This window comes from Longitalea arenae (assembly GCF_016924755.1).
Classification (GTDB): Bacteria; Bacteroidota; Bacteroidia; order Chitinophagales; family Chitinophagaceae; genus Niastella; species Niastella arenae.
Map to the genome: position 1 here is coordinate 738,269 of NZ_JAFFJX010000001.1, position 20,220 is coordinate 758,488.

16 protein-coding genes are annotated in these 20,220 nt (G+C 46.2%); 12 read left to right on the forward strand and 4 right to left on the reverse strand.

The genetic code is table 11. The features are described from left to right. Window positions 1–85: 85 nt before the first annotated feature. Together JT717_RS03225 and JT717_RS03230 are read left to right on the forward strand one after the other, a co-directional pair. On the forward strand, window positions 86–1,018 hold the full coding sequence (locus JT717_RS03225) for a ComEA family DNA-binding protein (protein ID WP_205508739.1): 933 nt from the start codon (window positions 86–88) through the stop codon (window positions 1,016–1,018). Window positions 1,019–1,186: 168 nt separating this feature from the next. Beyond that, window positions 1,187–2,329: an acyl-CoA dehydrogenase gene (locus JT717_RS03230; RefSeq protein WP_205508740.1), complete on the forward strand. Its 1,143-nt coding sequence runs from the start codon at window positions 1,187–1,189 to the stop codon at window positions 2,327–2,329. Window positions 2,330–2,405: 76 nt separating this feature from the next. On the opposite strand, the gene JT717_RS03235 is transcribed toward JT717_RS03230, so the two are convergent. The 4 genes from JT717_RS03235 to JT717_RS03250 form a co-directional block, all read right to left on the reverse strand. Continuing rightward, window positions 2,406–2,579 carry a hypothetical protein gene (locus JT717_RS03235; protein WP_205508741.1) on the reverse strand — a complete coding sequence of 58 codons (174 nt, stop codon included), beginning with the start codon at window positions 2,577–2,579 and terminating at the stop codon, window positions 2,406–2,408. Between the two features lie 126 nt (window positions 2,580–2,705). After that, window positions 2,706–3,944, reverse strand: a complete 1,239-nt coding sequence (gene clpX, locus JT717_RS03240; RefSeq protein ID WP_205508742.1) for an ATP-dependent Clp protease ATP-binding subunit ClpX — start codon at window positions 3,942–3,944, stop codon at window positions 2,706–2,708. Between the two features lie 124 nt (window positions 3,945–4,068). Then, complete coding sequence (locus JT717_RS03245) at window positions 4,069–4,713, reverse strand: ClpP family protease (RefSeq protein ID WP_205508743.1); 645 nt, start codon at window positions 4,711–4,713, stop codon at window positions 4,069–4,071. A 47-nt stretch (window positions 4,714–4,760) separates the two neighbouring features. Continuing rightward, a complete protein-coding gene (locus JT717_RS03250) occupies window positions 4,761–5,453 on the reverse strand; it encodes a ClpP family protease (protein ID WP_240347789.1) in 693 nt (230 codons plus the stop codon). Window positions 5,454–6,075: 622 nt separating this feature from the next. On the opposite strand from JT717_RS03250, the gene JT717_RS03255 reads away from it, so the two are divergent. The 10 genes from JT717_RS03255 (at window position 6,076) to JT717_RS03300 (ending at window position 20,127) form a co-directional block, all read left to right on the forward strand. Further along, complete coding sequence (locus JT717_RS03255) at window positions 6,076–6,792, forward strand: phosphoadenylyl-sulfate reductase (protein WP_205508744.1); 717 nt, start codon at window positions 6,076–6,078, stop codon at window positions 6,790–6,792. Between the two features lie 29 nt (window positions 6,793–6,821). Beyond that, window positions 6,822–7,730: a sulfate adenylyltransferase subunit CysD gene (gene cysD, locus JT717_RS03260; protein WP_205508745.1), complete on the forward strand. Its 909-nt coding sequence runs from the start codon at window positions 6,822–6,824 to the stop codon at window positions 7,728–7,730. 78 nt (window positions 7,731–7,808) lie between these two features. Then, window positions 7,809–9,047, forward strand: a complete 1,239-nt coding sequence (locus tag JT717_RS03265; RefSeq protein ID WP_205508746.1) for a sulfate adenylyltransferase subunit 1 — start codon at window positions 7,809–7,811, stop codon at window positions 9,045–9,047. Between the two features lie 33 nt (window positions 9,048–9,080). Continuing rightward, entirely contained in the window at window positions 9,081–9,917 is an 837-nt protein-coding gene (epsC, locus tag JT717_RS03270; protein WP_369411680.1) for a serine O-acetyltransferase EpsC, read from the forward strand. 58 nt (window positions 9,918–9,975) lie between these two features. After that, window positions 9,976–10,953: a cysteine synthase A gene (cysK, locus tag JT717_RS03275; protein WP_240347790.1), complete on the forward strand. Its 978-nt coding sequence runs from the start codon at window positions 9,976–9,978 to the stop codon at window positions 10,951–10,953. A gap of 10 nt (window positions 10,954–10,963) precedes the next feature. After that, window positions 10,964–11,827, forward strand: a complete 864-nt coding sequence (gene cobA / locus JT717_RS03280; RefSeq protein ID WP_205508747.1) for a uroporphyrinogen-III C-methyltransferase — start codon at window positions 10,964–10,966, stop codon at window positions 11,825–11,827. Continuing rightward, a complete protein-coding gene (locus tag JT717_RS03285) occupies window positions 11,811–13,568 on the forward strand; it encodes a diflavin oxidoreductase (RefSeq protein ID WP_205508748.1) in 1,758 nt (585 codons plus the stop codon). Before cobA ends, JT717_RS03285 begins: the two co-directional genes overlap by 17 nt. 110 nt (window positions 13,569–13,678) lie before the next feature. Further along, window positions 13,679–15,370: an assimilatory sulfite reductase (NADPH) hemoprotein subunit gene (cysI, locus tag JT717_RS03290; protein ID WP_205508749.1), complete on the forward strand. Its 1,692-nt coding sequence runs from the start codon at window positions 13,679–13,681 to the stop codon at window positions 15,368–15,370. 17 nt (window positions 15,371–15,387) lie between these two features. Further along, on the forward strand, window positions 15,388–16,911 hold the full coding sequence (locus JT717_RS03295) for a TSUP family transporter (protein WP_205508750.1): 1,524 nt from the start codon (window positions 15,388–15,390) through the stop codon (window positions 16,909–16,911). A 180-nt stretch (window positions 16,912–17,091) separates the two neighbouring features. Further along, the gene (locus JT717_RS03300; RefSeq protein ID WP_240347791.1) at window positions 17,092–20,127 is read left to right on the forward strand and encodes a TonB-dependent receptor; all 3,036 of its coding nucleotides are present in this window, start codon (window positions 17,092–17,094) and stop codon (window positions 20,125–20,127) included. Window positions 20,128–20,220 lie beyond the last annotated feature (93 nt).

Consider the following 20,220-nt stretch of genomic DNA (forward strand, 5'->3'; position numbering starts at 1 on the left):
AACGCGAAGGATAAGAGAACACCTGGTGAAAGCTCATAATTAGCAGCAGTAGCAAATTGATCATTGAACTGCTCAATATTGATCTATGGAAAGCAACTGGAAAGATTATTTCACTTTCACCAGGAAAGAACGTATTGGCATTTACCTCCTCCTCGCAGGCATCGGCATTTGCAGTGTAATGCCCCGCTTCTGCAAAACAGCGGCTATTGACCGGGAACTAACAGCAGAGGCATTTGCCCTGCAAAAGGCCCATGATTCATCATCGCTGCATGCAGACCTGGCAGGCCTTTCAGCAAATGATCACCAGCAAATAGCACACAATGATATTCATTACGAACGTGTAGGCGGCGCGCAGCCGGTGGCTGGGCTTTTTCCCTTCGATCCTAATACGCTCGACCCTGCCGGTTGGAAGAGGCTCGGCGTCAGTGACCGCACGGCCAACACCATTCAGCGGTACCGGGCGAAAGGCGGGCGTTTCAAAAATGCCGCTGACCTGCAAAAAGTGTATGGCTTGAAGGAAGCGGATTGTAAACGTTTGATGCCCTACGTAAGGATAACGGCGCCTGCCATTACCACTGTTGCTGACAAACCGGTGGTGAAATTTACAAAAACGCCTCCGCCGCTGATTGATATCAACCGGGCGGACACCACGGCTTTTATTTCTCTACCGGGCATTGGCAGCAAGCTCGCCAGCCGCATGGTACATTTGCGCGAAAAGCTGGGTGGTTTTTATGCAGTACAGCAGGTAGCCGAGACCTTTGGATTGCCTGATTCTACTTTTCAATTGATAAAACCCCGCTTAGCCTGTTCCCCTGTCTTGTTGCAAAAAATCAATGTCAATACGGCCGATGAACAAACCCTGAAGCAGCACCCCTATATTAGATGGCAGATCGCCAGGGCCATTGTACAATACCGGCAGCAGCATGGCCTGTTCCAATCCCCCGAAGACCTGCAGCGAATTGTACTGATCACGCCCGAGCTTTATCAAAAGATGGCAGCATATCTGGCGGTGGAGTAGGCCCAATAAATCAGGAACGGGGAGTATCAGGCGAAGTGTAAGTGAATGGTTGTTAAAATATTTATCTTTCCTAAAAAAATACTAACATTTGTTAGTGTTGTGAAAAAAAGCTTTTATATTGCAGAGGCCTTTAACGATTCTTGCCAGTTAATTCAGGTAAATTTAAGTATGAATTTTCAAACCTCTGAGCTTACAGATCAGGTTGCACAGTCAACCCGGGATTTTGCCCTGCAGCACATAAAACCATATGTGATGGAGTGGGATGAATCCCAGGAGTTTCCCATGCATGTTTTTAAAGAGATGGGAAAACTCGGCTTAATGGGCGTACTTGTTCCTGAGAACTACGGCGGCGCCGGCTTATCCTATTATGAATATGTAGCCATCATACAGGAGATTGCCAAGGTATGTGGTTCTATCGGGTTAAGCCTGGCGGCGCACAATTCCCTCTGTACCGGTCATCTGTTGCATTTCGGTAATGAGGAGCAGAAGAAAAAATATTTGCCAAAACTCGCTACCGGCGAGTGGCTGGGAGCCTGGGGTTTAACGGAGCCGAACACAGGAAGTGATGCTGCCAATATGAAAACGACCGCAGTGAAAGACGGCGATCATTGGATCCTGAATGGCACCAAGTGCTGGATCACCCATGGCAAAAGTGCCGATGTGGCTGTGGTAATTGCCCGCACAGGGGAACCACGCGCAAAAAACAATGCGACTGCATTTGTGGTGGAAAGAAGTACGGCCGGTTTTAAAGCCGGTAAGAAGGAAAATAAATTGGGTATGCGCGCCAGCGAAACCGCCGAAATGATCTTTGATAATTGCCGCATTCCCGATGCCAACCGGCTGGGGAGTTTTGGCGACGGATTCAAACAATCGTTGAAGGTGCTCGATGGAGGCCGCATATCTATAGCCGCCCTGGCGCTGGGTATTGCCAAGGGGGCATATGAAGCATCAGTGCAATATGCCAAGGAGCGCCACCAGTTCGATCAGCCTATTGCTGGTTTTCAGGGCATTTCATTTAAGCTGGCCGATATGGCCACTGAAATTGCCGCTGCCGAATTGCTGACCCTGCAGGCATGTGATCTGAAGATGCGGGGAGAAACCATGAGTAAGGAAGCTGCCATGGCAAAATATTATGCCAGTGAGGTAGCGGTGAAAGTGGCTACCGATGCAGTGCAGATCTTCGGCGGTTATGGTTATACGAAGGATTTTCCTGTAGAGAAATTTTACCGCGATAGTAAATTATGCACCATCGGCGAAGGCACGTCTGAAATTCAAAAGATCGTCATCGCCCGTGAGGTGTTAAGAGCTTAATAGTTGAATACTGCTCAAGGTTGCTTGTCATGACAGTCCCCCGATCAATGTCGGGGGATTTTTTTTTATGCAGGCATCAGGGCATGATATCATCATCGTCCTTGGGGCCGTATTTATCGAACAGTTTGTCGATAGCGCCGCCAAAGATGGGGAATTTTTCTTTTGCAAAGTTCTTGATGATCTCAACGGCTTTATAAGCCTGCTGCTCGGTCAATCCTTCCGCCATTAACTTATTGATCAGTTCCTGCATATAGCAATGTTTTAGAAATTAATGGTAATAAAAAACGTCAGTTTGATGGCTGACGTTTTTTTATTAGGTGTACATTTTCTGATGTTGATGATTCCCTTTAGCTCAACTCTTAGGAGCTGGGGAAGTTTACGCCACTTTCAACAAGCTCATCTTGCTCTTGTCGAAATTCTTTTGCGCATATTCCAGGTTCAGGTGGAAAACGGTTTGTTTGCTCGATGGCAATTCAAACATGGCATCGGTCAGGATGCTTTCGCAAATGCTGCGTAAGCCACGGGCGCCGAGTTTGTATTCAACGGCCTTATCAACCATGAAGTTCAACACATCATCGTCGATGGTCAGCTGAATATTTTCCAGCTCAAATAATTTGCGGTATTGTTTGATCAACGCGTTCTTGGGTTCTGTTAAAATAGAACGCAGCGTAGATTTATCGAGCGGGTTCAGGTGCGTTACTACCGGCAAACGGCCCAGTAACTCGGGGATCAGGCCGAACGATTTCAGATCAGTTGCATTAATGTATTGCAGCAGGTTCTTTTTCATATGTTCCTGCAGCTCTTTATTTACATTAAAGCCAATAGAGTTGGTGTTCACCCGGCGGGCGATCACTTTATCGATGCCGTCAAACGCACCGCCGCAAATAAAGAGGATATTTTGCGTATTGATCTTGATCAGCTTTTGTTCGGGGTGTTTACGGCCGCCCTGGGGGGGAACCAGTACATCGGTACCTTCCAGCAGCTTCAGTAATCCCTGTTGAACGCCTTCGCCACTTACATCGCGGGTAATGGATGGGTTATCGCCTTTACGGGCAATTTTATCAATTTCATCGATATAAACGATGCCTCTTTCGGCAGCGGCTACGTCATAATTACATACCTGCAACAAGCGGGTTAAAATGCTTTCTACGTCTTCCCCTACATAACCGGCTTCGGTAAACACGGTAGCGTCCACGATGGCGAACGGTACATTCAGTAAGCGGGCAATGGTTTTGGCCAGCAGCGTTTTACCGGTACCGGTTTCACCTACCATTACTATATTGCTTTTTTCAATATCTACCTCGTTGTCCGACGGTTTTTGCTGAAGACGTTTATAGTGATTGTAAACGGCTACTGCTAATACTTTTTTAGCTTCATCCTGACCGATCACATATTCATCCAGAAAACGTTTTACCTCAACAGGTTTCTTTACGTTCAGTTTGAAGGAAGTAGAAGGCGGTGTGCTTTCATGGCGGATCATCAGTTCCTGTTCAATGATCTCGCGTGCATGCTCAACGCAATTTTCACAAATATGTCCTTCCTGCCCGGCAATAAGAATCTTTACTTCATCGCGGCTGCGTCCGCAAAAAGAACAGTGTAGTGTTGTTTTAGCCATGTCGTTGTATAAAATCGCTTACAAAGGTATCTAAATGCACATCCAAAACCCAATAAAAAATCCCAAACTCCTTTTAAAGAAAATTAGTATATGGAATTTGGGACTTTTAAAGGTTAACCTGTATTTATAACTTTTCAACTTGCTGATCTACAATGCCATATTCAATGGCTTCTTTAGCATCCATCCAATAGTCGCGATCGAAATCTTTCATGATCTGCTCAAATTTCTTACCGCAGTTTTCTGCAAGTATCCGGGCGCCCATTTCCTTGGTCTTTTTGGTTTGTTTGGCCTGAATTTCCAGGTCAGCACTTACGCCCTGCATATAGCCGCCCAAACTGGGTTGGTGGATCATTACTTCACCATGCGGGAAGATATAACGTTTACCTTTAGCACCTGCGCTCAGCAAAATAGAACCCATGGATGCCGCCAGTCCCATACAAATAGTGCTAACAGGGCTTTTTAACATGCGCATGGTATCATAAATGACCATACCGCTGGTAACCACGCCACCCGGACTGTTAATAAAGAATTTGATCTCTTCGCCGGGTTTATCTGCATCGAGCAGTAAGAGGCGGGTTACAATGTCCTTGGCTGATTTATCTTCTACAACGCCCCACAGATACACAGCTCTTTTTTCAAAAAAGAACTTTTCCATTTTCTTGGCCAGTACACCGAAATCCTGTGGCTTTTCTTCTTTTCCGTTTTCCTTTGGTTCATCTTCATCGTCCATGCGAAATGGCTGAAACAAGTGATTAGAATATATCTGCATGATAATTTATTTGAATTCGTTTAAATAGTAATTGAAAGCAATAACAATTAGTCTTTCTTCTCTTTACGCGGGTTGATCAGTAACACTTCGTCAACGAGGCCATATTCTTTGGCTTCTTCTGAAGTTAACCAGTAGTCGCGGTCGCAATCTTTTTCAACCTGCTTAACGGTTTTCCCGGTATGGAAGGAAATCGCATCGTACAGATTCTTTTTGATCTTTTTGATCTCGGCTACAGTGATCTCGATATCGCTGGCCTGACCGCCAATGGCGCCGCTCGGCTGGTGCATCATCACCCGGCTATGCTTCAGGGCAGTACGTTTGCCTTTTGTTCCTGCACAAAGCAATACAGCAGCCATAGAAGCAGCCATGCCGATGCAAATGGTAGAAACATCGGGTGTGATATAGTTCATAGTATCATATACGCCCAAACCCGAATACACGCTGCCGCCAGGAGAATTAATGTACATCTGGATGTCGCGCGTACGATCGGTGCTTTCCAGGAACAACATCTGTGCCGTTACGATATTGGCCACTTCGTCATTGATCGGATAGCCCAGGAAGATGATCCGGTCCATCATCAACCGGCTGTAAACATCCATGACTGCAATATTCATGGGACGTTCTTCAATAATATTGGGAGTGAGGTTGGTAACCTGGTGCTGTTGGTAACTGTGCAGGGTATTGCTTGAAATACCTCTGTGGTGTACCGCGTATTTTTCAAATTCTTTTCCAAGATTCATAGTACTTTTCTGTTATTTGAGTTGGCAATTTAAGTCTTTGTGACAAACCAAATACCGTGCTACATAAAAAAACAGCCAATTTGGCCTAATATCTTCATAAACAATCCTTTTTGGTCTGCAATACAGGCAGTCGCCCTGGCAGAAAAGGCCCTTTCGGGGGCCTGCTGGTCCTAACAGCTAATACCACGTAAAAACGGATCTTCCGCCTGCTGCCAGCTAACCAGACAAATTTGATACCCAGTATAGTGTAAAGCTTAACCAAACAGTCATTAGCTTCATTTTAACCGGGTCAATAAGTGCAGAATCAACATTTAAAAGCGCTCATCGGTTGAAAGTGTCAGAATGGTGCAAACGAACAACTGTTTGTAGTGCCTAATGTTAAATGCCGCTTTTAGTCCACTCGATTGGTAGAAAAAATTTTTGATATCCGCCTTTCTGTGTTATCTTTGACCTACAAATTGAGTAGACTTAATATGTTTCGCTCCCACGCCATACAAATAATGTATATCTCCTGTTGCAACAAATACTGTTGTTGTTAAGCCCCGCTACTCGCTTGTCCATCAAGTTCACTTGCTTTCCAGGTTCCAGATTAATGAATGAATGAAATTGAATGATAATCCATATGAGCTCAACATTACAGGCACACCTGTCAGAATTAACCCACAAATCAGATAGACTAAATATTCACGAATTTATAAAATTGCTGACGGAACAGTTTCCGGGCCAGGTTACTTTTTCAACCAGCTTCAGTTATGAAGACCAGGTAATTGCCCATGAGGTCCTGAACCACCAGCTGCCGGTAAGCATTTTTACCTTAGACACCGGGCGGTTATTTGCAGAAACTTACTCTGTTTGGAACAATACCAACGAAAAATATCACACCCAGATAACAGCATACTATCCCGATTATCGCTTACTGGAAGAGTTTGTGACCGATAAGGGCCCCAATGCTTTTTATGAATCGGTAGATAATCGTAAACAATGCTGCTTTATCCGCAAGGTAGAGCCCCTGAAAAGGGCCCTGGCCGGCAATGCCGTCTGGATCACCGGGCTGCGTGCAGAACATTCACCCGACAGAAAAGACCTCAGTGTGATCGAGTGGGACGAAACCAACCAGGTCATTAAATACAATCCGATCCTGCACTGGACCACAGAGCAGGTGAAAAAATACATCGATGAAAACAATGTGCCTTACAATCCGCTGCATGACCGTGGTTTTGTAAGCATTGGATGCGCACCCTGTACACGAGCCATCCGGCCCGGCGAAGATTTCAGAGCCGGCCGCTGGTGGTGGGAAGATGCGGCCAAAAAGGAATGTGGCCTGCATATTCATAAATAATTATTAACTGAATTCCTGAAAACAGAAATATGAGTAAGTATAGTTTAGATTATTTAGATCATTTGGAATCGGAAGCTATTCATATCTTCCGCGAAGTAGCAGGGCAATTTGAAAGACCGGCTTTATTATTTTCCGGTGGTAAGGATTCTATTACCCTGGTGCAACTGGCACTGAAAGCATTTCGCCCTGGAAAATTTCCCTTCCCATTGGTGCATATCGATACCGGCCACAACTTCCCCGAAGCGCTGGCATACCGCGATGAACTGGCAAAAAAGATCGGTGAAAAATTGATCGTACGGAACGTAGAAGATACCATTAAAGCAAAACACCTTACTGAACCCAAAGGCAAGTTTGCCAGCCGCAACGCTTTGCAAACCTACACCCTGCTCGATACCATCGAGGAGTTCAAGTTTGATGCCTGCATTGGTGGCGCCCGCCGCGATGAAGAGAAAGCAAGAGCTAAAGAACGCATATTTTCTGTACGGGATGAATTCGGTCAATGGGACCCCAAACTGCAAAGGCCCGAACTCTGGAATACCTATAATGGCAGGATCAACAAAGGCGAGAACGTTCGCGTGTTCCCCATCAGTAACTGGACCGAACTGGACGTTTGGAATTATATCCGCCGCGAAAAAATAGAACTGCCCTCTATTTATTTCTCACACGAGCGCGATGTGATCGATCACGAAGGGCAACTGGTTGCTGTAAGTGATTTTATCAAGCTCGATCCTACCGATAAAGTGTTACGGAAAAAAGTGCGTTACCGTACGGTAGGGGATATGACCTGCACCGCAGCTGTAGAATCGCATGCATCGAACATCGATGATATCATAAGCGAGATCACTGCTACGAAGACCAGTGAACGTGGTGAAACCCGTATCGATGATAAAGTATCGGAAGCAGCGATGGAAGACAGAAAGAAGAACGGCTATTTCTAATTTCTGATTTCTTGATTTCGGGATTTACGATTTCAAATCCCATAATCACTAAATCCCAAAATCTCAAAATTACTTACAATGGATTTACTCAGATTTATAACCGCAGGCAGTGTAGATGATGGCAAAAGCACATTGATCGGCCGTTTATTATACGATAGCAAAAGCATTATGATCGACCAGCTGGCTGCTATTGAAAAACAAAGTAAAAACAAAGAGCAGGGAGAAATTGATCTGGCCCTGTTAACAGATGGTCTGCGTGCCGAACGCGAGCAGGGTATTACCATCGATGTGGCGTATAAATATTTTTCTACGCCCAAACGCAAATTCATTATTGCCGACGCACCTGGTCATATTCAATATACGCGCAACATGGTCACCGGCGCTTCTACCGCCGACCTGGCCATTATCTTAATAGATGCCCGTAACGGCGTGGTGGAACAGACCCGCCGCCATTCGATCATCACTTCTTTATTGAATATTCCGCATGTGGTGGTGGCCATCAATAAAATGGACCTGGTTGATTATTCGCAGGATGTTTACAACAATATCGTGATCGATTATGCCGAGGTGGCAAAATCACTGGGACTGAAAGATGTAACCTATATTCCCATCAGTGCCGCATTTGGTGATAACATCGTTGAAAAATCACCGAAGATGAGCTGGTTTGAAGGTTCTTCTTTGCTGCAATTCCTGGAATCGGTAGAAGTAGAAAAAGATATTAATCTCACCAACCCGCGTTTCCCGGTACAATATGTTATTCGTCCGCAAACCGACGATCTGCACGATTACCGTGGTTATGCAGGAAAGGTGATCAGTGGCATTTACCGTAAAGGCGACGCCATTACCGTGCTTCCTTCCGGACAAACCAGTACGATCAGGGCCATTGAGCACAATGGGAAAGAAGTAGATGAAGTATTTGCACCGCAAAGCGCCATCCTTCACCTGGAAGATGATATCGATATCAGCCGCGGCGATGTTATTGCAAAAAGCGATGACCTGCCCAAAACAACCCAGGAACTGGATGTGCTGTTATGCTGGATGGATAATAAACCCCTGGTAACCGGTAATAAATATTTATTGCAGATCAACAGCCGCGTAGTAAGAAGCGTGGTGAAAGAGATTGAATACAAGCTGGATGTAAACACCCTGCAGAAAACAGATGCAACATCAGCTGTATTGAACGATGTAATAAAAGTAAAAATAAAAACAGCTTCGCCTGTTCCGTACGATTCCTACAGCGAATTGCGCGAGAACGGTGGTGCTATCCTGATAGACGAAACAAGCCATGTAACAGTAGGGGCCTGTATGATTCAATAGTTGAGCAGTAACCAGATTGTTTAACCTTGAACAATGAATAGTATGAGTACGAGTGAGTTTATACAGCATTTATTTACGCAGCATAAAAAAGTGGATCGGTCATTTCCCGATAAGGAATTGGCAGAACAGTTCATTGATCAGGTTTTTAACTTCTTGTTTTTGCCTAATAAAAAACATCAGCAGGTAAGTGATCTCGAAAGAGAGCTCAATTTATTAAAGAGCCACCTGTCGAGCCTCGCATACGATGTGGTGCATAAGGAAGAAAAAGCAGTGCATATTACGGAAACCTTCTTTGCTGCTATTCCTGCCCTGTATGCAAAGCTGATAAAAGATGCTGAGGCCCTGTTGCAGTTTGATCCTGCCGCCCGTTCTGTTGAAGAAGTGCTGGTGGCTTATCCGGGGTTTTATGCAACTGCTGTTTATCGCTTATCGCACCAGTTATGGGAGCAGGGCGTAGAAATACTGCCCAGGTTGTTCACCGAATATGCGCATAGCAAAACAGGGGTTGATATTCATCCCGGCGCCCGCATTGGGGAAGCTTTTTGCATTGACCATGGAACCGGCATAGTGATCGGTGAAACAACAGAGATCGGTAACAACGTGAAAATATATCAGGGTGTAACCCTGGGCGCATTAAGCGTATCGAAAGATAATGTGGCAAAACGTCACCCGACCATTGAAGATAATGTGACCATTTATTCAGGCGCTACTATTTTAGGTGGTACCACGATCATAGGAAAGGAAAGTATCATTGGTGGTAATGTTTGGCTAACGTACAGCGTGCCCTCATTCTCGGTGGTGTATCATAAAAGTGAAGTAAAGGTGCGGGATAAAAATCCATTTCCTGAACCATTGAATTTTGTCATTTAAAACAAGCTGTGCCACCCGTCTGAAGGATGGCGCTCCTGGCAACACAAAACAGATTAATATGATTACGGAAGAAAAACAGGTTTCAACAAATAATATAAACCACAACCAAAACAACCAGAGAATGAGAGCCGGTAATATTCTGGAAACGATCGGCCAAACGCCGCATGTTAAGATCAACAGGCTGTATGGCGATAGTCATGAGGTCTGGATCAAGCTGGAACGCAACAATCCGGGCAACAGCATTAAAGATCGTATTGCATTATCAATGATCGAAGATGCAGAAAAAAAGGGTATTCTGAATAAAGACAGTGTGATCATTGAACCTACATCGGGTAATACCGGTATCGGCTTGGCAATGGTAGCAGCGGTAAAAGGATACAAATTGATCCTGGTGATGCCGGAGTCGATGAGTGTGGAAAGAAGACAACTGATGGAATTGTACGGCGCCACCTTTGAATTGACGCCGCGGGAGAAAGGCATGAAAGGCGCTATTGAAAAAGCAAAAGAGCTGGTTGAAAAAACACCCAACGCCTGGATGCCGCAACAATTCGATAATGCAGCAAACGTAAAAGTACACCGGGAAACAACTGCAAAAGAAATCCTCGACAGCTTTCCTGACGGCATCGATTACCTGATCACCGGCGTGGGAACAGGCGGACATATCACCGGTGTTGCTGAAGTGCTGAAAGAAAAATTTCCTAACCTGAAAGTATTTGCCGTAGAGCCTGAGCTGTCTGCTGTCATCAGCGGTGGCGCTCCCGGTCCGCATCCTTTACAAGGCCTGGGCGCTGGTTTTATTCCTTCTATCCTGAATACAAAATTGCTCGATGGCACCGTACAGGTAGGAAAAGACGAGTCTTTCGTATATGCCCAAAGGCTGGCTAAAGAAGAAGGGATCCTGGCCGGTATTTCAACCGGTGCGGCGCTGGCTGCAGTAGCAAAAAAATTAGCCGAGATCCCTAAAGGCGCCCGGGTATTGACCTTCAATTATGATACCGGGGAGCGGTATTTATCAATTGATGGCTTATATAAATAGTATAAGGTAGATGCAAACGAACCAGACATATGGTAAAGTAATATTGGCTGCTGCCGGTCCCGGTGATCCGGAACTGGTAACGGTTAAAACGGTGCGTTACCTGCAGCAGGCAGAAGTCGTGTTGGCCGATCGCCTGGTAAGCGAGGTACTGTTACAGGAATATGTGAACAGCCAGGCCGAGATCGTTTTTGTAGGTAAGCAATGCAGCCGCGGTTCAAGCACCCCGCAGTATACGATCAATGAACTGATGGTGCACTATGCTTTGCAGGGCAAGCTGGTCGTGCGGTTAAAGGGCGGCGATGTATCTATATTCTCGAACATCCTCGATGAACTGCAAACCCTGGTACAGCACAATATACCTTACGAAATTATCCCGGGTGTTACTGCTGCGCTTGGTGCTGCGGCATATGCAGGCATTCCGTTAACGGCCAGGGGATTCACCACCTCAGTTCGCTTTTTGACCAGTTATAAGCTGGATATTGTTACAGACACTTACTGGAAAGAGCTGGCGCAAACGAACGATACCCTGGTGTTTTATATGTCGTCTGAAACATTGGATCATGTAGTGGACAACCTGGTTAAGAATAAGATCAGCAGTGATAAATTACTGGCAGTTATAGAGCAGGCTACCACGCCTTTGCAACATGTGCACGTAACCAATCTATATAAATACGATGACCAGCTTCGGGGAAAGACATTTGTTTCCCCATCGCTGGTGATCATTGGAAAAGTAGTGGCATTGCACGAACAGTTCAAGTGGATCGCGAACAGCAATAGTGCAGCCCATTATTTCAAACCCCTGGCAAAACTGATTACAACAACATCCGATTCTGAAAATGCGGAAAAAGTAAATAAACATGTTAGCAGAGCATAAATTGAAATTGTTACAGGATTTAGTAAGGTCTTCTACCAAAGAAGAACTGGTTTGGATGAATGGATTCCTGGCCGGCGTGTTAATGAATTGTCACGACCAGTCCTCATTGGCATCAACAACAGCGTCCGCTGCAGCACCTGCAACAGCCGCCGCACCTGTTGCTGCACCCGCTGAAAGCAAACCATCCGTATCGAAGATCACCATCGCTTATGGTACTGAAACCGGTAACTCAAAAAAGCTGGCTACCGACCTGGCTGCTAAAGCGAAGAAAAGTGGTATTCAGGCCAAAGTAGTAAGCCTTGATCAATATCGCCTGAATGACCTGGCCAAAGAAGAATACTTCTTTACCATTATCAGCACCCAGGGCGAAGGCGAACCGCCTGCTACTGCAAAGAAATTTTATGACCACATTCATCAGAATGGTTTTAAGTTGAATCAATTGAAGTTCGGGGTGCTCGCATTGGGCGATACATCGTATCCCCTGTTCTGCAAGGCCGGCGAAGACGTAGACCAACAGTTACAAAAGCTGGGCGGACAACGCATCGCTCCATTGATCAAATGCGATACCGATTACCAGGGTGATGCAGAAGGCTGGTTCTCCCAGGTACTGCATTCATTAACGACCACTACCAGCAGCAATGGTACTGCGAGTGTGGGCACCGTAGTGGCCAAAAAGCCAACCGGAAAAAAAGTATATACCGGTAATATCATTACCAATGTAAATCTGAACGACAGGGGCTCTAACAAAGCCACTCATCATATTGAGATAGTAGCAGACGAGCTGGAATACCAGCCCGGTGATTCCATCGGAATAGTTCCGGAAAATGCACCGGCTGCGGTAGATGCTATTATTGGCCTCACCGGTATCGATCCTAAAAAGACATTGCCTTTCCGCAATGAAACACATACTGTTCTTGAGTTATTGAAGAAAAAACTCAACATCGCTTATTTACCTGAGCGCGTGGTGAAGCAGTATGCAGCCATTGTTAAACAGGATATTCCCGAAACAAAGATCAGTTTACTCGACCTGTTGAAGATCTACCCGGTTAATAATGCCGCCCAGTTCGAGGATGTGATCGCGATTCTGGAGCCTATCACACCGCGCCTGTATTCCATTTCTTCTTCGCCCGAAGCGCATAGCGGTGAAGTGCATGTGACCGTAGCCCGCGATAATTTCAAAGTGAATGGCGAAGTAAAACATGGCCTCTGCTCTAATTTCCTGGCCGATCTGCCTGTTGACAGCGCGCTGGAATTTTATGTGCATAAGAACAATCAATTCCGTTTGCCGGCGCCTAATAAAGATGTGATCATGATCGGACCCGGTACAGGTATTGCGCCATTCAGATCATTCATTGCAGAACGCGATGCTACAGGTGCTACCGGCCGTAACTGGCTGTTCTTCGGCGACCAGCACTTTACAACCGACTTCCTGTATCAGACAGAAATTCAGAACTGGATCCAAACAGGCGTTTTGACGAAAGTGAACGTAGCCTTTTCAAGGGACCAGAAATCAAAAATATATGTACAGCATAAAATGCTCGAGAACGCCAGGGCATTTTATGAATGGTTACAGAATGGCGCTTATGTATACATCTGCGGCGCGAAAGAGCCCATGAGCGTGGATGTTGAAAACACCCTGTTACAGATCATTGAACGTTTTGGCAGTAAAACAAGCGCCCAGGCTGTTGAATATCTGAACAAGCTGAAAGAAGAAGGAAGGTTCCTAAAGGATGTATATTAGTTCGCTGGTATTAGCAGCATTAAATATTTTGAAATAAACGAATTGTAATAGCGCAGGAGGCCGGGCCGGTAAAGCCCTGAAACCTGCAACTTGAAACCTGGAACATCAAAATGAGTACAAACGATAATAAGAATTTATCTTCTACCGAGAGAATAAAAATGGCCAGTGATGGCCTGCGCGGTACCTTAAAACAGAGCCTGCATGATGAGTTAACGGGCGCCCTGCGCGAAGACGACCAGGCGCTGGTGAAATTTCATGGCATGTATCAGCAGGATGATCGCGACCGCCGCGAAGAGCGCAGTGCCAAAAAACTCGAATGGCTGTATTCCTATATGCTCCGGTTGCGTTTGCCCGGTGGTTTCATCAACAGTGAGCAATGGATCGGCATGCATAATATTGCCGGTGAACATGCGACTGGTGTTATAAAGATCACCACCCGTCAAACCATCCAGCTGCATGGGATCTTAAAATCGCATGTAAAGCCAACCATCCAGGCTTTTAACACCATACACCTCGATTCTATTTCTGCCTGCGGCGATGTGAACCGGAATGTGATTTGCGCGGCTCATCCCAAGTTCTCGCCGCTACATGAGGAGATCTTCGCTTATGCCGGTAAAATAAGTCAGCTCGGTTTGCCGAAAACGAAAGCTTATTATGAAATATGGCTCGATGAAAAGCCATTGCACGATACCAAAGAAAAGGAAGAGGTAGAAAAAGATCCGTTATACCAGGATCGTTACCTGCCCCGTAAATTCAAAGTGGCGATCGCTATTCCACCAAACAATGATGTGGATGTATTTGCCAATGACCTGGGCCTGATAGCGATCGTAGAGAACAATAAATTGATCGGATTCAATATAGCAGCCGGCGGTGGCCTGGGGGCTACGCATGGCAACGCACAAACCTACCCGCGGCTCGCATCCATGCTCGGTTTTGTACGCGGTGAAGAGAACACCCTGAAAGCGGTGCTGGAAGTGATCACTATTCAGCGCGACTATGGTAACCGCAGCGACCGTAAGCTGTCGAGGTTAAAATATACCATCGACAAAATGGGCGTGGAAGCATTTAAAGCAGAACTGGAAAAACGTTGTGGTTTCAAACTCGAAGAACCAAAGCCGTATACCTTTACCAGGAGGCATGATGATTATGGCTGGCATAAGAACCACGAAGGCAAATGGTATTATACCGTATTCGTGGAGAATGGCCGGGTGCTCGACGATGAGAAGATCGCTTTAAAGACAGCATTGCTGGAGGTGGCCAAAACGGGTAAAGCCAATTTCCGTTTCACCTGTAACCAGAACGTGATCGTGAGTGATATCGCCCAGAAGGATAAAAAAGTGGTTGAAAAGATCTTGCAGGACTTTGGCGTGATCGCGCATACCGACAACGCGGGTGCCGTACGCAAAAGCGCCATTGCTTGCGTGGCCTTCAATACCTGTCCGCTGGCATTGGCCGAAGCACAGCGTTATATGCCAACGCTCATCACTAAAATTGAGCCTATCCTGGCAAAACACGGGCTGGAAAATGATGAAATATCTATGCGCATGACCGGTTGCCCGAATGGTTGTGGAAGGCCCTATGCCGCTGAGATCGGTTTTGTTGGCACTGCGTATGGCCGTTATAACTTACATTTGGGGGGTGACCGTGAAGGTTTCCGTTTAAATAAAAAGTACAAAGAAAACATAGACGAACCTGCAATTTTGAAGGAGCTTGATGAGCTGTTCGAAAAATACAGCAAGAATAAACAGGCTGGCGAAACCTTTGGCGATTTTGCAGTTCGCGAAAAGTTGGTAACGATTTAAATATAATGCTGACGGGCATGTCAACAGAACAAAAGATACCGGTAAAACAAACAACTGTCGCTTCTGCCGACCAGGGCAATCTTTTATTTCCTGTTTTTCTTAAACTGGAAGATCTGAAAGTATTGCTGGTAGGCGGTGGTAAAGTAGGGTTGGAGAAATTATCAGCCCTGCTGGGCAATTCACCTGCCGCTCCGGTCACTGTTGTCGCTAAAAGCATTTCAGATGAGGTCCGCAAGCTGGCAAAACATCATCCCAACGTTACCCTGCATGAGCGCGCTTTCCAGGAAACAGACCTGGAGAACAAAGACCTGGTGGTGATTGCGGTAAACGAAAAGGAGTCAAGCCTCGCCATCCGGGCGGCAGCCAAGGAAAAGAAAATCCTCGTGAACGTGGCCGACACACCGGAGCAATGCGATTTTTACCTGAGCTCGATCGTGCAGAAAGGCAACCTGAAGATCGCTATTTCAACCAATGGAAAATCGCCAACAGCTGCCAAGCGGATCAAGGAAGTATTGAACCATGCGTTGCCAAACGAGCTCGACGACATGATCAATAACCTGCATGCCGTCAGGAACAAGCTCAATGGCAATTTTGAATATAAGGTCAAAAAGCTGAATGAGCTTACACGCATACTGGTTGAAAAGGATAATGTAGAAAGGGAAAGACGCTGGCGTAAGATTGCTACTTATTCCCTGATCGCTTTCGGCCTCATGCTGATCGGCCATTTTATATTCTCCTATTTGCCTTTCCAGCGCATAGCCGATGATACGGTAAGATGGTATCAGCACCTGGATAAGAATTTCCACTGGATGTTACTGGCCGGATTCCTGGCGCAACTGGTAGATGGTGCATTGGGGATGGGCTATGGAGTAACCAGCGCGACGATCCTTTTATCGGCAGGGGTGAGCCCCGCTGCGATGAGTGGCAGTATTCACACCGCAGAAATGTTTGCGAGCGGTGCTTCGGGGTACAGCCACTATAAATTTGGCAACGTAAACAAGAAACTCTTTAAGGCATTGGTGATCCCCGGCGTATTGGGAGCCGTGCTGGGAGCTTATTTATTGTATAAGTTGACCAACATCGGGTTGAATGCAGATTATGTAAGGCCGGTGGTTGCCTGTTATACCATGCTGCTGGGTTTACGTATACTTTGGAATGCATTTAAGAACGAGAAGATAAAAAAGAAATTCAAACATTATGGCTGGCTGGCCGGCATCGGCGGTTTCCTCGATTCATTCGGCGGCGGCGGATGGGGCCCTATTGTAACTACTACATTGATCACCAAAGGCCGCAGCCCGCGCTTTGTAATAGGTTCTGTTAGTTTAACAGAGTTCTTTGTTACATTGGCCAGCGCATTTACATTTTTTACGCTAATGGGTCTCGAGCACTGGCAGGTGATCGTTGCGTTGGTGATAGGCGGTTTACTGGCTGCACCGCTGGCTGCGAAACTGGCTGGCAGGTTACCCCGTAAAACCTCCCTGATCTTATTAGGGTTATTGGTAATATTCTGGAGCCTTAGGATCATCGTAAAGATCTTTTAATCAATCTATCCAGGACATCCCGGTAAAATATTCACCGGGATTTTAAATATTCTATTAGTCCATTAAAATAATGGACTATATTTGTGCGCGATTTCGCCCGGTTGGATATTAGCCGGGTTTTTCAATAGCATTTTAGTCTATTAAATTAATAGGCTTTACGTCAAAACTAAACGAATGAATATGAAGATTGCAACTTCATCAGGCCGGCTATCTTTATCTCAAATGCTCTACAGCAGCCTTTTTGCACGATCCCGGAAGTTCAAAAAATTAAAATATGGCGTATTAACGTTAACGGCCCTCCTGCTTGGCTCCTTCTCTTATTCGCAGGCAGTGGCCCTTATTGAGATCTCGGGAACGGTTATCAACCAGGAAAAAAATGAGCCATTGCCCGATGTAAGTGTGCAGATCAAAGGATCGGTAACAGGTACGATAACGGACAATGCGGGCAGTTTTATATTACGCACAAAACAGAAGTTACCCTTTACCCTGGTCTTTTCTTCAGTAGGATTTAAGCCCCAGGAGTTGGAAGTTAAAAGCCTGGGCTCCAAATTACAGGTAGCCATGGTTACCCAAACGGTGCTGGGCAACGAAGTGGTAGTAACCGCATCACGGGTGCCTGAAAGCATCCTGAAATCACCGGTAGCCATTGAAAAGCTGGATATCAGGGCGATTCGCGAAACGCCGGCGCCCAATTTTTACGATGCGCTTGAAAACGTGAAGGGCGTGCAAATGACCACTTCCAGCTTAACATTTAAAGTGCCGAATACCCGTGGTTTTAATATTCCGAATAATTTCCGCTTTATGCAGCTGGTGGATGGGGTAGATATGCAGGCGGCCACCCTGGGTGTGCCCCTGGGGAACGCCATTGGTCCCACCGAGCTCGATATCCAGAGCGTTGAAATTACGCCCGGCGCAGCCTCTGCTTTGTACGGTATGAATGCCATTAACGGGATGGCCAACCTGCTTACCAAAAATCCCTTTAATTCCCAGGGTTTGAGCGTTTATCACAAAACCGGCGTTAACCATGTTGACAATATTGATCACAGTGCGGCCATCCTAACGGAATCGGCCATTCGCTACGCCAAAGCATTTAATAATAAGTTTGCGTTCAAAGTGAATTTGGGTTATATGCAGGGGATCGACTGGCGCTCCAATACCCGCCTCGATCAAAATCCGAATAGCCTGAAAAGTGCGAACCCTAATTTTCCTTCCCTCGACGGAGCCAGTAATGTTGCATTCGACGGGTGGAACAAATATGGTGACGATGCACTCGCAGGTAGTAATACTTCTTCTATCAGCGGGCTCACCATCGATGGCAAACCCAACCAAACCTTGCGGGTAGTGCGCACAGGATATTGGGAAACTGATCTGGTAAGCCCTAAAGTGAGTAACCTGAAAATTGATGCCGCTGCGCATTACCGCATTACAGAAAATGCCGAGTTGTCTTACTCCTATCGTTTCGGACAAATGGACGGCGTATTTCAGCGGGGTAATAAGATCCGCCTCGATAATGTGAAAGTGCAGAATCACCACCTGGAACTGAAAGGCACCAACTATGTGGTTCGCAGTTATGTATCCATAGAGAACACCGGTGATTCATACAATGTAAAACCATTGGCCGATAACCTCGACCTGGCCAGCGGTGGTTCCAGCAGCGCCTGGGCTGCCAAATACAAGAACGCGCTTGCAGAATATGCAAACAACAATGGCGGCCTCACCTCGGCGAACCTGGCAGCTGCCAATCAATTCGCCCGCGAAAAGGCCGATGCCGGCCGTGTTGAGCCCGGCACACCGGAATTTGATCAGTTGAAGAATACGATCATCAGGATCAACAACTGGGATATTCGATCAGGCACGATTCCCGATGCGCCCGTCACCGGTGGGGCGGCCCTGATACAAAAAAGCCGCATGTACCATACCGAAGGCCAATGGGATCTGTCGAAATATGTGAAGGTGATCGATCTGCTGGTGGGTGGAGATGCGCGAATTTATGAAGTCATTCCCGATGGAAATAATTTCGTGGATTTCAGCCGGCCTATTGAAGAAAGGAACAAACCCGTGATGGTTGATGGCAAGGTACCAGATAGCAATGATTTCGGCAGCAATGTATATTATAAAAAATTCGGCGGCTTTGCACAGGTGACCAAGACCTTCTTCAAGGAGAAATTGAAATTGTTTGGTTCCTTACGGTATGATTACAATCCGGAATTTGATCCCAAATTCACGCCCCGTTTAGCGGCAGTTTATACGGCCAATCAGCGGCATAATTTCCGCTTCACCTATCAGCAGGGATTCCGTTTCCCGGCGCTGTTCGAAGCATTGTCTTACGTAAATAACGGCCGGGTAAAACGCGTGGGCAGCTTATCCTATATCAACGATGGATTGGGCTATCTGGAGAATAGCTATACCCAGGCTTCGGTCATCAATTTTAATGCAGCGGTAAGTGCGGCTGGCAATACCGATGCGGCTGCATTAGCGAATCGTGACCTGCTGGTAGTAGCCAACCTGCCCAAGGCGCGTCCGGAAAGGATCACATCCTTCGAGATCGGTTATAAGAGTATTCTCTTCAATAACAAACTGATCATTGATGTGGATGCTTATACCAACCAATACGACGGTTTCCTGGGACAGGTGCAGGTTTATGTGCCCAAGGGCGAAACAGTAGGTTCCGATGCGGCGGTGATCGCGATGCTCGACCGTAACCGCGATGCAACTACGGCGAGTGGCGGCAATGCGGCCAGCCAGGGGCAGGACCGTTACCGCGTGTATACGAATGCCAAGAATATTTATTACAACTATGGTTCCGCGTTGGGCATTACTTATAATTTCTATAAGAAATATACCATTGCCGGGAATGTGAATTTCAATCAAATGAAATCGAACAAGACCGATGATATTTTCGTAACAGGCTTCAATACGCCAAAATGGACCACCAATCTTTCCTTTGGTAATCGCGAAGTAATTAAGAATGTTGGGTTTAATATCGTGTGGAGATGGCAGGATGCTTTCCTGTGGGAAAGCCCGCTCGTAACCGGCACTATTGCCTCATATAATACGATCGATGCGCAGGTGACCTACCGCATACCGAAAGTAAATGCAAGCATCAAAGCCGGCGGCGCCAACCTGTTTAACAAGCGCTATATTCAATATGCCGGCGGACCAACCATCGGTGGTTTATATTATGTGGCTTTTACTGTTGATGGCTTGTTGAAGTAGTTACAGCATTTTGTTTCATTAGGGTGACTGGTACTTAGGTCACCCTATTTTATGGCAGAAATTCTTCCTTTATCATACATAATACCCTGGATG

Excerpts from the sequence above, each read along its gene's own strand:
- cobA (WP_205508747.1), top strand. The coding sequence starts at position 10,964 with ATGCAAACGAACCAGACATATGGTAAAGTAATATTGGCTGCTGCCGGT.
- JT717_RS03295 (WP_205508750.1), top strand. The coding sequence starts at position 15,388 with ATGTCAACAGAACAAAAGATACCGGTAAAACAAACAACTGTCGCTTCT.
- JT717_RS03300 (WP_240347791.1), top strand. The coding sequence starts at position 17,092 with ATGAAGATTGCAACTTCATCAGGCCGGCTATCTTTATCTCAAATGCTC.
- JT717_RS03230 (WP_205508740.1), top strand. The coding sequence starts at position 1,187 with ATGAATTTTCAAACCTCTGAGCTTACAGATCAGGTTGCACAGTCAACC.
- JT717_RS03255 (WP_205508744.1), top strand. The coding sequence starts at position 6,076 with ATGAGCTCAACATTACAGGCACACCTGTCAGAATTAACCCACAAATCA.
- JT717_RS03235 (WP_205508741.1), bottom strand. The coding sequence starts at position 2,579 with ATGCAGGAACTGATCAATAAGTTAATGGCGGAAGGATTGACCGAGCAG.
- cysD (WP_205508745.1), top strand. The coding sequence starts at position 6,822 with ATGAGTAAGTATAGTTTAGATTATTTAGATCATTTGGAATCGGAAGCT.
- cysK (WP_240347790.1), top strand. The coding sequence starts at position 9,976 with ATGATTACGGAAGAAAAACAGGTTTCAACAAATAATATAAACCACAAC.
- JT717_RS03225 (WP_205508739.1), top strand. The coding sequence starts at position 86 with ATGGAAAGCAACTGGAAAGATTATTTCACTTTCACCAGGAAAGAACGT.
- cysI (WP_205508749.1), top strand. The coding sequence starts at position 13,679 with ATGAGTACAAACGATAATAAGAATTTATCTTCTACCGAGAGAATAAAA.
- JT717_RS03250 (WP_240347789.1), bottom strand. The coding sequence starts at position 5,453 with ATGAATCTTGGAAAAGAATTTGAAAAATACGCGGTACACCACAGAGGT.
- JT717_RS03285 (WP_205508748.1), top strand. The coding sequence starts at position 11,811 with ATGTTAGCAGAGCATAAATTGAAATTGTTACAGGATTTAGTAAGGTCT.
- JT717_RS03245 (WP_205508743.1), bottom strand. The coding sequence starts at position 4,713 with ATGCAGATATATTCTAATCACTTGTTTCAGCCATTTCGCATGGACGAT.
- epsC (WP_369411680.1), top strand. The coding sequence starts at position 9,081 with ATGAATAGTATGAGTACGAGTGAGTTTATACAGCATTTATTTACGCAG.
- clpX (WP_205508742.1), bottom strand. The coding sequence starts at position 3,944 with ATGGCTAAAACAACACTACACTGTTCTTTTTGCGGACGCAGCCGCGAT.
- JT717_RS03265 (WP_205508746.1), top strand. The coding sequence starts at position 7,809 with ATGGATTTACTCAGATTTATAACCGCAGGCAGTGTAGATGATGGCAAA.